This window comes from Falsiroseomonas stagni DSM 19981 (assembly GCF_900114315.1).
GTDB lineage: Bacteria > Pseudomonadota > Alphaproteobacteria > Acetobacterales > Acetobacteraceae > Falsiroseomonas > Falsiroseomonas stagni.
Genome location: NZ_FOSQ01000013.1, coordinates 116,462 through 130,856 on the forward strand (window position 1 = coordinate 116,462; position 14,395 = coordinate 130,856).

Annotated in this window: 13 protein-coding genes; 1 reads left to right on the top strand and 12 read right to left on the bottom strand. The window is 71.6% G+C overall.

From position 1 onward, the window contains the following. Window positions 1-61: 61 nt before the first annotated feature. The 10 genes from BM041_RS30785 to BM041_RS24485 form a co-directional block, all read right to left on the bottom strand. Complete coding sequence (locus BM041_RS30785) at window positions 62-1,222, bottom strand: hypothetical protein (RefSeq protein WP_175534145.1); 1,161 nt, start codon at window positions 1,220-1,222, stop codon at window positions 62-64. A 124-nt stretch (window positions 1,223-1,346) separates the two neighbouring features. Further along, a complete protein-coding gene (locus BM041_RS24445; protein ID WP_175534146.1) occupies window positions 1,347-1,781 on the bottom strand; it encodes an ATP-binding protein in 435 nt (144 codons plus the stop codon). A gap of 4 nt (window positions 1,782-1,785) precedes the next feature. After that, window positions 1,786-3,843 carry a PP2C family protein-serine/threonine phosphatase gene (locus tag BM041_RS24450; RefSeq protein ID WP_092962532.1) on the bottom strand — a complete coding sequence of 686 codons (2,058 nt, stop codon included), beginning with the start codon at window positions 3,841-3,843 and terminating at the stop codon, window positions 1,786-1,788. 4 nt (window positions 3,844-3,847) lie between these two features. Then, complete coding sequence (locus tag BM041_RS24455; protein WP_092962533.1) at window positions 3,848-4,831, bottom strand: ABC transporter substrate-binding protein; 984 nt, start codon at window positions 4,829-4,831, stop codon at window positions 3,848-3,850. Beyond that, complete coding sequence (locus BM041_RS24460) at window positions 4,828-6,855, bottom strand: MFS transporter (protein WP_092962534.1); 2,028 nt, start codon at window positions 6,853-6,855, stop codon at window positions 4,828-4,830. Before BM041_RS24460 ends, BM041_RS24455 begins: the two co-directional genes overlap by 4 nt. Next, window positions 6,852-7,628 (bottom strand): hypothetical protein, encoded by a 777-nt coding sequence (locus BM041_RS24465; protein ID WP_092962535.1) that lies wholly within the window; start codon window positions 7,626-7,628, stop codon window positions 6,852-6,854. Before BM041_RS24465 ends, BM041_RS24460 begins: the two co-directional genes overlap by 4 nt. Further along, window positions 7,625-8,419, bottom strand: coding sequence for a formyltransferase family protein (locus tag BM041_RS24470; RefSeq protein ID WP_092962536.1), 795 nt, complete (start codon window positions 8,417-8,419; stop codon window positions 7,625-7,627). The genes BM041_RS24465 and BM041_RS24470 overlap by 4 nt, the downstream gene beginning before the upstream one ends. Before the next feature lie 123 nt (window positions 8,420-8,542). After that, window positions 8,543-8,953 (bottom strand): hypothetical protein, encoded by a 411-nt coding sequence (locus BM041_RS24475; RefSeq protein ID WP_092962537.1) that lies wholly within the window; start codon window positions 8,951-8,953, stop codon window positions 8,543-8,545. A gap of 107 nt (window positions 8,954-9,060) precedes the next feature. Continuing rightward, window positions 9,061-10,170 carry an alanine racemase gene (locus BM041_RS24480; RefSeq protein ID WP_092962538.1) on the bottom strand — a complete coding sequence of 370 codons (1,110 nt, stop codon included), beginning with the start codon at window positions 10,168-10,170 and terminating at the stop codon, window positions 9,061-9,063. Further along, window positions 10,170-11,288 carry a pyridoxal-phosphate dependent enzyme gene (locus BM041_RS24485; protein ID WP_092962539.1) on the bottom strand — a complete coding sequence of 373 codons (1,119 nt, stop codon included), beginning with the start codon at window positions 11,286-11,288 and terminating at the stop codon, window positions 10,170-10,172. The genes BM041_RS24480 and BM041_RS24485 overlap by 1 nt, the downstream gene beginning before the upstream one ends. A 103-nt stretch (window positions 11,289-11,391) precedes the next feature. Here BM041_RS24485 and BM041_RS24490 point away from each other — a divergent pair, with 103 nt between their 5' ends. Further along, window positions 11,392-12,492 (top strand): M20/M25/M40 family metallo-hydrolase, encoded by a 1,101-nt coding sequence (locus tag BM041_RS24490; RefSeq protein WP_092962540.1) that lies wholly within the window; start codon window positions 11,392-11,394, stop codon window positions 12,490-12,492. Here BM041_RS24490 and BM041_RS24495 read toward each other — a convergent pair. Both BM041_RS24495 and BM041_RS24500 read right to left on the bottom strand, forming a co-directional pair. Then, window positions 12,484-13,173: an ABC transporter ATP-binding protein gene (locus BM041_RS24495; RefSeq protein WP_092962541.1), complete on the bottom strand. Its 690-nt coding sequence runs from the start codon at window positions 13,171-13,173 to the stop codon at window positions 12,484-12,486. The two genes, BM041_RS24490 and BM041_RS24495, sit on opposite strands and share 9 nt — an antisense overlap. Next, window positions 13,160-14,395 carry an ABC transporter permease gene (locus BM041_RS24500; protein ID WP_245762254.1) on the bottom strand — a complete coding sequence of 412 codons (1,236 nt, stop codon included), beginning with the start codon at window positions 14,393-14,395 and terminating at the stop codon, window positions 13,160-13,162. The genes BM041_RS24495 and BM041_RS24500 overlap by 14 nt, the downstream gene beginning before the upstream one ends.

Consider the following 14,395-nt stretch of genomic DNA (forward strand, 5'->3'; position numbering starts at 1 on the left):
AGGAAGGCGTGAAGCGGGAAGGCGATGGAACGGGGCGCCGCGAGGGCGCCCCGCCGGGCGATCAGAAGCGGAAGGCGCGACGGATCTTGCGGCCCACCTTCTTCGCGGCCTCCTTCGCCTTGTTCGCCGCATCGGCGGCCGCCTTCTCCGCCGCGGCCTTCGCATCGGCCGCGGCCTTCTCGGCGGCCGCCCGCGCATCGGCCGCCGCCTTTTCCGCCGCCGCCTTGGCCTGCGCCGCGGCCGCGTCAGCCTGCGCCTTGGCCTGTGCCGCTGCCTTCTCGGCGGCCGCCTTCGCCTCGGCCGCCGCCTTCTCCGCCGCCACCTTGTCCGCGATGGCCTTGGCTTCGGCGGCCGCCTTGAGGGCGGCATCGCTGGTCGCCTCGGCACCCTTCACCGCGGCATCCGCGATCGGCTTGGTGTCGACGGTCACGCTGGCGCCGGCGTTCAGCCCGCCGATGCCGACCGCGGCTTCCCCGCCCAGGCCCAGCGTGACCTTGCCCTTGTCCAGCGCCGCCGTGCCGTTCAGCCCGACACCCGCCGAGCCCGGATCGACATAGCCGACGGAGCCGGTGCCGGAGGCTTCCTTGGTGCCCACGGTGACCGAGGCGGTGATGGAGCTGTAGGCGCCCGCCATCACTTCCGCGCCGGCCTTCACGCCGGTGACACCGACGCTCATCTGCCCCTCGACGCCGGCCTTGACGCCGACTTCCGTCGTCGTACCCGTCGTGGCCGTCACGCCCTTGCCCAGATTATGCTCGGTCTCCACCGTCACGCTCACGGTGCCGCCGATGCCCGCGACGCCGGACACGCCCACATTCGTCACGCCGACCTGCGCGCCGACCATGACGCCGGCCGCGGCTTCCGCCGTGACGGTGGTGGTGACGTTGCCCTCCGTCTTGGTGCCGGTGATCGACGCGAAGGCGCCCGCGCCGGCGGAAGCGCCGACACCGGTCATCGAGACTTCGTAGCCCGCGCCGGCAAAGGCGCCGGCCTGGCCCGTCACCGTCACGCCGCCGATCTCCTTCGTCGTCGACACCATCGCGCCCACGCCGACGCTGTCGGACTTCACGACCGGACCGCTGATCGCGACGCCGTATTCGACGTCATCCTCCTTGCCGTCGCTGGCCTGTGTGCTGGACTGGATGGCGCCGCTGCCGCCGACGACGGCGGCAAGCATGGAATCGTCGAGCTCCACGAAGGCGGGCTTGGTGACAGCGTTCATCGGCGGGCATTTCCCTGGCAGACGGGGCGATGGGGGAACCGTTGGCCGTCATGACCCGGGTTCCCGGAACGCGCCGCATCCTGCGGGCAGCCGGATGATGCAAGCGTGCCGGTTACGCGGTGGTTTATGCGGCGCGCTGGAACAGCCGTTCGACCGAAAAGCGGTTCTCGCCCTGCTCCCGCGCATAGTGCTGAGCGTCCGTCATCTGCCGCACGAGGAACATGCCGAGGCCACCGATCGCGCGATCATCGACCGCCGCCTCGATGTCGGGGTCCTGCTGCACGGTGGGATCGAAGGGCGTGCCGTCATCGATCGTGGTCAGCCGCACGCGCAGCCCGCCGGCTTCCGGCACGGCCGCCAGCTCCACATGGAACAGGCCGGCCTCGCCTTCCGGCCAGGCGCAGCGGGCGATGTTGGTGACGATCTCCTCCGCCACGAGGCGAAGCTGCATCGCCTCCGTCATCTCGGCGCCGGCATCGACCAGGTGCTCCTCGATGCTGTCGAGAAGCTGGCCGACCGCCGCATCGTCGCGCCGGCAGGAAAGCCGGATCACCGCCATGCCGTCACGCGCAAGCCAGCGCCACCGGGCCGGGATCGGCCGGATGCCCCGCGGATGAGGTGCCGCGCCAGTGCAGCGCCAGCATCGTGATATCGTCCGCCTGCGGCTCGGTATCCGCGAAGGTCTCGACCTGCAGGGCGACGGCATCGACCAGCTGCGCGGGTTCCGCCAGCGAGGGATCGGCCACGATCGCGGCCAGGCGGTCATCGCCGAACAGGATGTCGCCGGGCGCCACCGCTTCCGTCACGCCATCGGTGAACATCAGCACCATGTCGCCGGCCTCCAGCGTGATCTCCTGGTCGATGAATTCCATGCCGTCCATGACGCCAAGCGCGATGCCGCGCGCCACCGGCAGCTCCGCCTCCCCACTCGCGCCACGGCGGCGGGGCGCGTTGTGGCCGGCATTGGCGTAGGTCAGCAGGCCCGTGCGGCAATCCAGCACGGCCGCGAAGGCAGTGGCGAACATCATCGTCGGGTTGTCGGTGGACAGCACGTCATTGGCCTGGGCCAGCGCCTCCGCCGGGCTCGCGCCCCTGCCGATGGCCGCCCGCAGCAGGCTGCGCGCCATGGCGATGAAGATGGCGGCATGCACGCCCTTGCCGGAGGCATCGCCGATCAGCAGCGCCAGGCGGTGTTCGTCCAGCATCACGAAGTCGCAGAAATCGCCGCCGACCTCCTTCGCCGGCACCATCGCGGCATGCAGGCGGAATTCCGGCAGCTGCGGGAAGGTGGTCGGCACGGAGGACAGCTGCAGGCGCCGCGCGACGTCCAGCTCCTCCCGCATCCGGTTCAGCTGGGTGCGTTCCTCCAGCGCCTGGCGCACCAGAGCGAGGTCGCGTGTCCGCTCCTCCAGCAGCTGCGCCATCGCCGCGTGCTGCTGCACGACAAGGCCGGACAGCCGCGTGAAGGCGGGGCCGAGTGCCGCGCCCTCCCCTTCCAGCAGGCCCAGGATCTCCTGCCGCTCCGGCCCGTCCAGAACGGCGGTCAGGCGCGCGATCTCCTGCCCGATCAGCGCGCGCTCCCGCAAGGCGGAGAGGCGGTTGCGGGTCTGCAGGCGGTCCAGCGCCAGGGTGTTGCTGCGAAGCGCCTCCAGCGCCGCCTGGATGGCGCCGACCTCATCCCGCCGCGTGGCGATGGCGGCGGAGGCGAAGATGTCGCCCCCCGCCACCGCCTGCAGCGCGCGCGCGAGTTCGCTGAGCGGATCGATGGCATCGCGGATGACGCGATAGAGCAGCCCGCAGGTGACGGCGGCCGCCACCACCAGCAGCGCGCCGGCCAGCAGCAGCAGCAGCTGGCGCGACTGCGCCTCCGCCGTCGCATCCGCCAGCACCAGCACCTGGCCCACGCGCGCCCCCGCGGAATTGTAGAGCGGCGTGGCCTCCACGCGGAAGATGCGGTTGCCGAGGCTGACGGACTGGCCTTCCCGCAGCGTGGCCGCGCCATCGCGCAGCCCCTGGTCCGTGGCGAAGAGCACCGCGCCCTGCCGGTCCCGCAGCAGCAGGTCAGCGCCCAATTGCCGCGCCACGCGGTCCAGAGCGCCATCCGCCGGCATGCTGGCCGAAAGCAGGTCCCCGCCGCCCGTGCGCAGGCTGACCACGAGCAGCATCGGCCCATCCGCCGACGCCTCGAACCGCGCGGAGATGCCATCCCGCGGCAGGTCGCGCTGCAGCGCGGATGCGCCGCTGGCCAGCGGTTCCGCCATGGCCGGCGCGGCCGCCAGCAGCTGGCCCCGCGGGCCAACGATGTCCATGCGCGCGGCGGGCCCCTCAAGCCCCAGCGCCGCCCGCAGCGCCGCCAGGCGCTGGCGCAGCGCGGATTCGTCATGCGCCGCGCTGGCCGACAGCAGCGCCTCGTCCACCGACGCCTGGCGCAGCGCGGCCAGCAGCGGTGCCGCGGCACGTTCCACCGCATCATTCAGGGTGGCGGATTGCAGCCCGGCGCGAAGGGCGGCGGCGCGATCCTCCCCGTCGCGCAGCACGAGCCAGGCCGGCACGGCGACGGAGGCCGCGACCAGCGCCATGGCCAGGGCGAAGAGCAGCAGGATGCGGGATCGAAGCAGCATGGCGTCAGACGGTCTCCGCCACGCGCAGCAGGCCGACCGGCGGGAAGGACCGCAGGCGCCGCGCGCTGTCCATGCGGACGAGGAAGGACATGCGGGTCAGCGTCTCCACCGGGATGGATTCAGCGGCGCGGCCCTCCCGCAGGATCTGTTCCGCCTTGAAGCCGGTGAAGGCGCCCACGCTGTAGTAGCGGCTGACGAGGCCCGCGAGCCCCTCGGCGAATTGCACGAAGCGCTCGGTCGCCGCGAAGGTCGGCAGCCCGTGGTCCAGCGCCGCCTGCGTCAGCACCATGCGGTGGTCGTTCAGGAAGGTGTCGGGCGGGATGTAGAGCCAGTCCACCCCCGCCGCGCGCGCCTCCGCCACCCGGCCGGGGATGGAGGCCGGGTCGGGTCGCCGCGCGGGATCCAGCGCCACCGGCAGTTCCACCAGCCCCGCGCCCAGCAGCGCGCGCATCTGCGCGACGACGGACAGCGAATTGCGTTCATTCGGATTGAAGATGGCGGCGACGCGGGAGAAGGGGCGGTAGCGCGCCATGGCGCGCATCTGCACCTCGACCGAGGCGATGTATTCCGTGCCCGTCACCGCGCGCCCCGGCGATTCGCCACTGCGGATGAGGCGGTTGCCGACGGGATCGGTGACGATGTTGAACACCGCCGGCACGCCGGTGATGTGCCGCGCCGGATCGGCCGCGTCCCATGGCCCGAGCGCCGCGATGGCGAGCGAGGTGCCCCAGACATAGACCAGGTCCGGCTTCGACTCCCGGATCTCCGCCACCATGACGGGCAGGCGGCGCAGATCCTGCGCCACGTCCCGCACCGTCAGTTCCACCGGGATGCGCCGCGCCGCGAAATGGTCGCGGAAGCCGTCGCAGGCTTCCTCCCAGCCGCGGAACAGCAGCATGGTGATCCGGTGGGGCCGCGCTTGCGCGATGGCGGGGGCCGCCAGCAGCAGTGTCGATGCGGCGACCAGGCCGCGCCGTCGGATGATCATGCCAGGGCCTCCCTTCGTGCCCGGCCCAGCAGCAGGGCCAGGGCATAGGCCAGCGCCGTGGCGGCGGAGACGATGCCCAGCACGAGCATCGCCTGCTGCCCGCCGCCCGCCGCCAGCAGCGCCGCCGCGGCCGGCGGGCCGACGACGCTGCCGATGCGTTCCGCCAGGCGCAGGAAGCTCATCATCGCGGCCGAACTCGGCGCGCCCGGGCGCAGGCTGAGCGCCGGGATCATCGCCAGCATCGGCGCGGCCGCCAGGCCCTGCGCGACGCCGGTGGCGATGACCGCCAGCGGCAGCGCGGTCTCCGCCGGCAGCCACAGCGGCGCCAGCAGCCCCGCGCCATTCAGCAGCCCCGCCGCCACGATGATGCTGCCGCCGCGGCCGGACCGGTCCGCGATCCAGGCACCGATCATGATCGCCGGCAGCATGCAGAGGCCGTAGAGCATCACGTTGCGCCCGATCGCCGCCTGGCTCAGGCCAAGCTCCCGCAACTCCAGCGGCGCCAGGAAGAAGACGAAGCCGCCCAGCAGCACCTTGGCGGGAATGGCCGCCAGCAGCACCAGCATCAGGAAATGCGGCTCCGCGAAGGCCGCTCGGGCGGATTGCCACAGGCCGAGGCGCTTCTCCTCCGCCGCGCCACCCGCCGGCAGGCACCGCCAGGCCAGCGCCGCGACGCCGAGGACGAGCAGCGCGGAGACGATGAAGGTGAGCCGGAAGCCGAGCCGGTCCGCCAGCACGGCGCCGATCGCGGTGCCGCAGACCGCCCCCGTCATCACCGCCGCGGTGAAGCCGCCCAGGCTGCGCGCCATGCGGCCGGTCGATGCCTCCCGCGCCAGCTGTACCTGGCAGGCGATGGTGACGATGGCGTAGCCCGCGCCGCAGATGGCCCGCGCGGCGGACAGGGTGACAAGGTCCGGCGCCAGCGCCGCGCCGACATGGCCGATGCCGGCGGGCACCATGCCCATCAGCAGCGCGCGGCGCGGGCCGTGGCGCGACACCATCTGCCCGCCCCAGGGCGTCAGCAGCGCGACGGCGGCGACGAAGGTCACCAGCGGCAGCGCCGCGCCCAGCATCCCCGCCTGCCCGCCCGCGAGTTCCATGGCGAAGATCGGGTTGAAGGAGGTCGAGAGCTGTTCGGCGAAGACGAAGAGGAACAGCGGCAGCCGCGCCGATGCGGCACCGCCGCCCAGCCCTTCCCGCAGCGATTCGGCGCCGAAGCGCAGGCGGTCGCGCACGCCATCCAGCGCCGCCGCGGCGCGGCGGCCGGCACCGCTTTCGCCCGCCAGCCAGCACAGCCGGTCCCAGCGGTCATTGGTGCGGCGCACCAGCACGTTGAAGTGGCGCGCGACGCGCCCGGCTTCCGCGCCGATGTCGCCCGGCGCGCGCACCGTCCAGTCGCCGCGGGACAGCCGCGATTGCAGCCGCAGCACCATGTCGATCGGCGCGGCGACGAGGCGGGAGAGGATGAAGCGCAGGAATTCCGCGGTGGCCAGCAGCACCACCAGCAGCACGATCAGAACGTCCCACCGCATGTCGTCGAGTGCGGTGTCCAGCCGCGCGCGCGCGATGCCGACATGCAGCCAGCCCGCGACCTGGCCTTCCTCCATCAGCGGCTGCGCGGCATCGTAGCTGCCGCCCTGCACGCGCATCAGCGCGCCGCGGCTGGGCGCTGGCGTGCCCGCGGACAGGCCCGTGAATTCCGCCGGCGCGCTGCCCGCCACGGCGACGACGCGGCCGCTGGCATCGGTCAGCAGCAGATAGGCGAGCCCCTCCCGCGTCGAGAGCAGGCCGGCCAGGTATTCATCGAGGCCCGACAGCCCCGCGAAGGGCACGCCGAGGTCGAGCGCCCGCTGCACCGCCTGCGCGCCGATGCTGCCGACCACCGTCGCCTCCCGCTCCAGCTCCGGCCGCAACTCCGTCTCGAAGCTGCGGAGCGCGGCGGAGGAGACGAAGCCGACGGCGAGCGTCAGCAGCAGCACGGCGACGGCGACGACGCTGCCGACCAGGCGGCGATCCGGGGTCATGGCGCGGCGGGCTCCGGCACGGGGGTGGATTCGGGCAGCGTGGCGGCGATCGCCTCCAGCCGTCGCTCGGCATCGGACAGCACGGCATCGGCTTCCGCGATCGCCTGCTGCAGCCCGGCGGCAAGGGGTTCTGCGGCCGCGCCGGGCTGCATCGCGCCTTCCACCGCCGCGAACCAGCGGCGGGCCTGGCGCGTCACCAGGTGGATGCCGAGAACGCCGAGCGGCACGGCGAAGGCCAGCGCCAGAAGCCCCGCCTTCACCATGCCGAGCAGCGTGGCGGTCAGGCGTTCATCCACCGCGTCGCGCCCGTAGCGCAGCAGCACCGCGCCTTCGAGCTGCCCGAAGCCGTTGATGATGGGCGCGCCGATCCCGTGCCGCGCGCCGTCGCGGAAGCGCCAGGATTCCGCCGCCGCACGCGGATCGAACAGGTCGCGCGGCAGGGTGGCGCCCAGATTCTGGCGATCCGTGTCGAACAGCACCACGCCATCGGAATCCGCGATGGCCAGGCCGCCGATCAGCGGTTCCGCCGCGCGCGACCGTTCCAGCAGCGCCTGCGCGCCCGGCACGCCGGCCAGCCGAACGCCGAGTGCCAGCGAATTCTCCACCGTGGCGCCGAGCTCGACGGCCAGGATCTCCAGCACCTTCGCCTGCTGCTCCAGCAGCATGCGTTCGAACTTCAGGTAGTTGAGGCCCGCCGTCAGCCCGCAGCCCAGCAGCAGCATCATGGCGATGACGCCGCCGAGCCGCGCGGCGAAGGACGCGCCCCCCGTCATGCGGCGGCGCTCCACCGCACCGCGGCGGCGGGCTCGCGGGGCGGGAAGGCGGCGGACAGGACCTCCGCGAAATCCTGCGCGTTGACGATGGGCACGGGCAGCGCCGCGAGATCCTCCGGCGCGGGGAAGCGGTAGTAGTGGCCGCCCTCCGGCTGCCTGGTGCCGGCGGGGGTGCCGCCACGCGCGATGGTGGCCGCTGCCTCCGCCGCGATGGTGACGCCGCCGCGATACAGCGCGGCAGTATGCGCCATGAGCGACCGGGACGGGTCGAAGGGCACGCGCGCGATGCCGAGGATGGGGCCCGTATCGATGCCCCGGTCCACCATGTGCACGGTGCAGCCCAGCACGGGCTCGCGCTTCAGGATCTGCCAGAAGGGCGCGAAGAGGCCGCGATAGCCCGGCAGCGCGCCGGGATGGACGTTGATGATGCCGCGCGGCACGGCATCGATCACGCGCTGCGGGAAGATCAGCGAGAAGCGCGCGGAGATGACGAGGTCCGGCCTGAAATCCAGCAGCTGGCGCGCGCCGCCATCCGCCTTCAGATCCAGCAGCGGCGTCCATTCATCGGGATGCGGCACCTGGCCGAAGCCGGTTTCCAGCGTCGCGAAGGTGTCGATAGCGACATCGCGTTCCAGCAGCTTCATGATCTTCAAGGCCGGAACAGCATTCTCCGCATCCCGCGTCTTCACGCTGCAGAAGAAGCGGAGGTCGGCGAATTGGAGGCGTTCGGCCAGGATCCGGGCCGCGAGCAGGCCGTGGATGTCCTTCTTGACGCAGAGCGCGATACGCATGCCCGTCCCATGCCTCGCGCGACGCCCAGGCTTCTTCCCGCCAGCGCCGCGCCCTGTGTCCGGGCCTTCTGCCCCGAACCTAGGTAACCCGGGGCTGGTTGATGTGCGGTGAAGAGGGTGCGGCTATCCGCAGACGCGAACGGCTTCGGGGCCCTCGAACCCCTCGAACTCCGCCAGGTGGTCGGCGGCCTCGATCCATTGCAGCAGGCCGGGTTCCGCGGTGATGCGGGCGGTGCCCTGGATGATGCGGGTGGCGGAAATCGCGCTCTGCCGGCGATAGGACAAGGTCAGGCCATCATCCGCGATGGTCCAGTCCAGCACCGGCAGCGGCTTGCAGAAGAACAGCAGCCGCACGGCGATGGTGCCGGTCCGGTTCGCCTCCAGCAGCAGGCGGGCCTGGCCGCTATCCCCGTTCAGCTTCGCCGTCCGCCCCACCCATTCCTGGAACGGCGGCACGCGGAACCGCGCCCGCGCCGGCAGGGCGAGGAGGAGAAGCGGCGTGGCGAGGGCGGCGCGGCGGGCAAGGGCAGGCATGGCGGATATCGGACAGCACCCATCCTATCGGTACTGTATCCATGCCGTGCTCCTCGGGCGCGCGCAAGAATTGTCACATTTCGAAAAACCCACGCGCGATCCGTGGGTTACCAACCGTTAATGCGTGACCAGATGGCGACCACCCGGCCCCCTTCCATCACGTGGTAGCGGTCATGCGCCGCCGCCGTCAGGCAGACATGGTTCGGCACCACGCGCACCCGCGCGCCGACCGGCAGGCGGTCCAGCGCCAGGGTGCTGCCCTCCGCCGCGCGCACCTCCCCATGTTCCTGGTGCACGCGCGTCACCAGCGCATCGCCGAGCGTCGCCTGGCCGTCGCGGTCCAGCACGCGGCCGAACTTCCAGTCTCGCGGCGCGCCTTCCGTGCTGCGGTCCTTGGACAGCGCGAGCGCGCCGGCATCCAGCAGCACCGCCTGGCGCTGCGGATAGCGGCCGATGACGCTGCCCAGCACGGTCACGGCGATATCCTCCAGCGGATGCGTGCCGATCTGGCCCTGCAGCAGGTCGCCCATCATGTAGACGCCGGCGCGCATCTCCGTGACGCCATCGAGGTGCCGCGCATGCATCGCGGTCGGCGACGCGCCGGCGGAGACGATGTCGATGGTGTGCCCAGCATCGCGCAGCCGGGTCGCGGCGGCGACGATGCCCGCGCGCTCCACCTCCGCGATATCCGCCATCGCGTCGTCGCTGCGGCCCGCATAGGAATGACCGGAATGGGACATCACGCCGGCGAGTTTCGGCCCCAGCGCGGCGGCGATGGCCAGCAGCGCCGTGCCGTCCACGGACACGCCCGCGCGGCCTTCGCCGACATCCACCTCGATCAGCGTCGGCAGCGCACCGGGATGGGCGGCGATGGCGCGGGCGGTGTCGAGGTCATCGGTGATGATCTTCACCGCGGCGCCCTGCGCGTTCAGCGCCGCCACCTGGTCCAGCTTCGCGGCCACGATGCCGACGGCATAGACCTGGTCGAGGAAGCCGTGTTCCGCGAAGTAGCGCGCTTCCGCGAGGGTGGAGACGGTGATGGCGCCCTTGCCCGGCGCGGCCAGGTCCGCCACCGCCGCCGATTTCGCGGTCTTGAGATGCGGGCGCAGCATGACGCCGGGATGCCGCGCCATGGCGGCTTCCATCCGCGCCAGGTTGCGCTTCAGCACATCCAGGTCGAGCAGCAGGCAGGGGGTCGGCAATTCATCGAGCGTCATCAGATCGAAACCCCCAGGAATTCGGCGTAGCGCGGCGTGGCCTTGAGGCCCGTGCCCGTCAGCACAACCACCGTCGTCTCCCGCTCCGCGATCGTCCCGGCGGCGATCAGGCGGGAATAGGCGGCGGCGGCCTGGGCGCAGGTGGGCTCCACATAGATGCCCGTGCGCGCGAGGCTGAGCGACGCCGCGGCGATCTCCGCCTCCTCCAGCAGCACGGCGCCGCCGCCGGAGTCGCGCATGGCCGTCAGGCATTCCGGCAGGCGGATGGGCTGGGCGATCGCCGTGCCCTCAGCGATGGTGGGCTGCGCCGCCTGTTCGGGCAGGCCGAGCGCGGCGCGCCCGATGGGGCCGCAATTCGCGGGCTGGGCGGCGAAGATTTTCGGCAGCTTCGTGATCTGCCCCGCGCGCAGCAACTCCGAAAAGCCGAGCCAGCAGCCCAGGACATTCGATCCGGCACCGCAGGGGACGATGACATTGTCCGGCGCCTTGAAGCCGAGGTCCTCCCACAGCTCATAGGCCAGCGTCTTCGTGCCCTCCAGGAAGAAGGGCTGCCAGTTGTGGCTGGCGTAGAAAAGCTCAGCCGACTTCGCCAGCGCCGCATCGGCGCAATCCTGGCGCGAGCCGGGGATGAGTTCGATGGTGGCCCCCGCGGCGCGGGACTGCACGGTCTTGGCCGGGCTGGTGCTGGCGGGCACGAAGATGGTCGCCGCGATTCCCCCGGCGGCGGCATAGGCGGAAACCGCCGCGCCGCCATTGCCCGAGGAATCCTCCAGCACCGCCTCCACGCCCTGGTCCTTGAGCAGCGATAGCATGACGGAGGCGCCGCGATCCTTGAACGACCCCGTCGGCATGAACCATTCGCATTTCAGCAGCGCCGTGCCGCCCAGCAACGCGCGTTCCACCAGCGGCGTGCAGCCCTCCCCCATGCTGATGCGCGCCTTCGGCGCCCAGGGCAGGGCGGCGGCGTAGCGCCAGATGCTGCGCGTGCCGGTTTCGATCTCGGCCCTCGAAAGGCCGGGGCGTTGCGTCAGCAGCAGCGGCGCCTGGCCGTCGCCGCACCAGCGGGGGGTGGAGAGGGGCCAGGTCCGGCCGCTTCGCGGGTCGAGATAGCTCTGCATGGCCGCATCCTCCCTTGCCCGGCAGGGCGCGGCAAGCGCCCTTGCCCGGCAGGACGCGGCAAGCGCCCTTGCCGGAAGGGCGGCGGCAAGCGAGGCTCCGGGGATGATCACGACCGACCCCGTCCTCCGCCTGGCCGCCGACCTCATCGCGATCGACAGCCGTTCCTCCCTCTCCAACCTGCCGATCGCCGAAAGGGTGGAGCAGGAACTGAAAGGGTTCGAGGTCGAGCGCCTCGACTACACCGATGGCAAGGGCGTCTCGAAGCGGGCACTGGTGGCGCATAAGGGCCCCAGGGGCGGCTATGCGCTGTCCGGCCACATGGACACGGTGCCCGCCACGGGCTGGGAAAGCGCGCCCTGGACGCCGCGGATCGACGATGCCGGGTTCCTCCATGGCCTTGGCAGCGTGGACATGAAGGGCCAGGTGGCGGCCGCCATCATCGCCGCCCAGCGCGCGCCGGCCGGCGTCGGCGCCACGCTGCTGATCACGGCGGATGAGGAGACGACGAAGCAGGGCGCCGCCATCATCGCGAAGCAATCCGCGCTGGCGAAGTCGCTGGGGCTGAAGGGCATCGCGGTGGCGGAGCCGACGGGGCTGGTGCCGGTGCGCGGCCACCGCAGCCACATCGCCTTCACCGCCATGGCGCGCGGGCTGCAGGCGCATTCCTCCACCGGCAAGGGCATCAACGCCAATTGGAAGCTGCTGCCCTTCCTGGCCGCGATGCGGGCCGTGCATGACGAACTCCGCACCAACCCCGCGCTGCAGGACCAGGACTACGATCCGCCCTTCAGCGACTTCAACCTGGTGCTGGACAACCACGGCACCGCCATGAACGTCACGGTCGCCAAGGCGAGCGCCTTCATCAAATTCCGCTACAGCGCGAAGGTCGATCCCCAGCCCATCCTGCACGCCGTCCGCCAGGCGGCGCGGGAGGCCGGGATCGAGCTGGCGGAGCAGCATGAGGGCTTCCCGCCCGAACTGCCCGTGGACCATCCGCTGATCGCGCTGGCCGTGGCGCTGACGGGCAAGGCCGCCCGCACCGCGCCCTACGGCACGGATGCCAGCGAATTACAGGCCCTCGCCCCCTGCGTGGTGCTCGGCCCGGGCGACATCAGCACCGCGCATACGCCGCGGGAATGCGCGCGGGCGCAGGACCTGGTGGATGCCGTGCCGGTCTTCGGGCGGTTCCTGGCCTCAGCCTGAATCGCTGACGATCCGGCCATCCACCAGGTGGATGCGCCGGGTCGCGCGCTTCGCCAGGTCCGGGTCATGCGTCACCACGATCACGGTGCGCCCCTCCTCGCGCGCCAGCCGCTCGAAGATGTCGAAGACGGCGGCGGCATTGGCGGTATCGAGGTTGCCCGTCGGCTCATCCGCCAGGATCAGCGCGGGATCATTCGCCAGCGCACGGGCGATGGCGGCGCGCTGGCGCATGCCGCCCGACAGCTGTTCCGGCAGCTTCCGCGCGGCATCGCCCAGGCCGAGCGCCGCGAGCAGCGCCATGGCCCGGTCGCGCACCGCCGCCCCCTTCAGCCGGCCGAGGCGACGGATGGGAATCTCCACATTGTCCAGCGCGCTGAATTCCGGCAGCAGGAAGTGGAACTGGAACACGAAGCCGAGTTTCTGCAGGCGCAGCGCGGCAAGCTCGTTCGTCGAAAGCCGCGCGGTGTCGCGCCCTTCCAGCAGCACATGGCCGGCACTCGGCCGGTCCAGCAGGCCGAGCAGGTAGAGCAGCGAGGATTTCCCCGACCCCGACGGCCCGGTGACGGCGACGAATTCGCCGCGCCGGAACACCAGCGTCACGTCCCGCACCAGCACCGCCCCTTCCGGCAATTGCCGCGTGACGTCGCGCAGTTCCAGCAGGGGCGGATCAGGCGGCGCCACGCACCACCTGCACGGGATCCAGCCGGCTGGCGCGCCGCGCGGGGATGACGGAGGCGATGCCCGCCGCCATCAGCGCGAAGAAACAGGCCGCCGCATAGATCCGCCAGTTGCGGTCCATGATGAAGCCGTTGGCGCCGGATGGCGTCGATGTCGCGAAGCGGATCTGGGCCAGCGCCTCGATCATCAGGGCGCCCAGCACGCTGCCGAGGATGGCGCCGAGCAGCCCCGCCACCAGCCCCTGCACCAGGAACAGCAGCTGGATATCGCCTTCGGTGAACCCCAGCGACTTCATGATGGCGATGTCGCGCGTCTTCTCGAACACCACGGTGGAGATGACGTTGTAGATGCCGAAGGCGGCCACCAGCAGGATCGCGCCGGTGACGGAATAGGTGATGGCGTTCTGGATGACGAAGACCGTCAGCACATTGGCGCTCTGCTCCTCCCAGCTCTCGGCCCGGTCGCCGAAGCGGGATTCGATCAGCCGCGCCATCGGCTCCGCCTGCGTCACATCGGCCAGGCGGACCAGGATCTGGTTCACCACATTGGGCCGGTCCTGCAGCACCTGGTTCACCTTCAGCAGCGCGAAGGCATGGCCCTGGTCCACCGTCTGGATGCCGGTGCGGAACATCCCCGCCACCTGCATGGACAGCACCACCCCCTGGGGGGAGATCACCGTCAGCGTATCGCCCATCCCGATGCCGAGGCGCTGGCCCAGCCCCTCCCCGATGATGATGCCGTTGGCGGTGCGGCGCAGGTCATCGAGCCTGCCGGCCGTCATGTCCTTCTCGATGTTGGAGACACGGATGTGCCGCGCGGGATCGATGCCCGTCACCACGGCGGAGACATCGCGCGACCCGTAGCGCATCAGCGCCTGGCCCTGCAGGACGGGCGCGGCGGCGACACCCTCCATCGCCTCCAGCATCGCCACCTTGTCGCCGGCGGCGCGGATGCCGCGGATGCGGTCGCGCGGCTTCACGCCGCTGATCGCGACCGCCGCGCCGGGGTGCAGCAGTTCCGCCGCCTGGGGCGCCGGGATGCGCGTCTCGTCCTTGATGGTGATGTGGGGCGCCACATCGATGATCTGGTCGACGAAATAGGTCTGGAAGCCGCGCATCAGCGCCACGATCGCGATGAAGAAGGCCACGCCCAGCGCGACCCCGCTGACCGAGACCAGGGTCTGCCGCCGCCTGCGCGCCAGCATCCCGCGCGCGATGTCGAACAT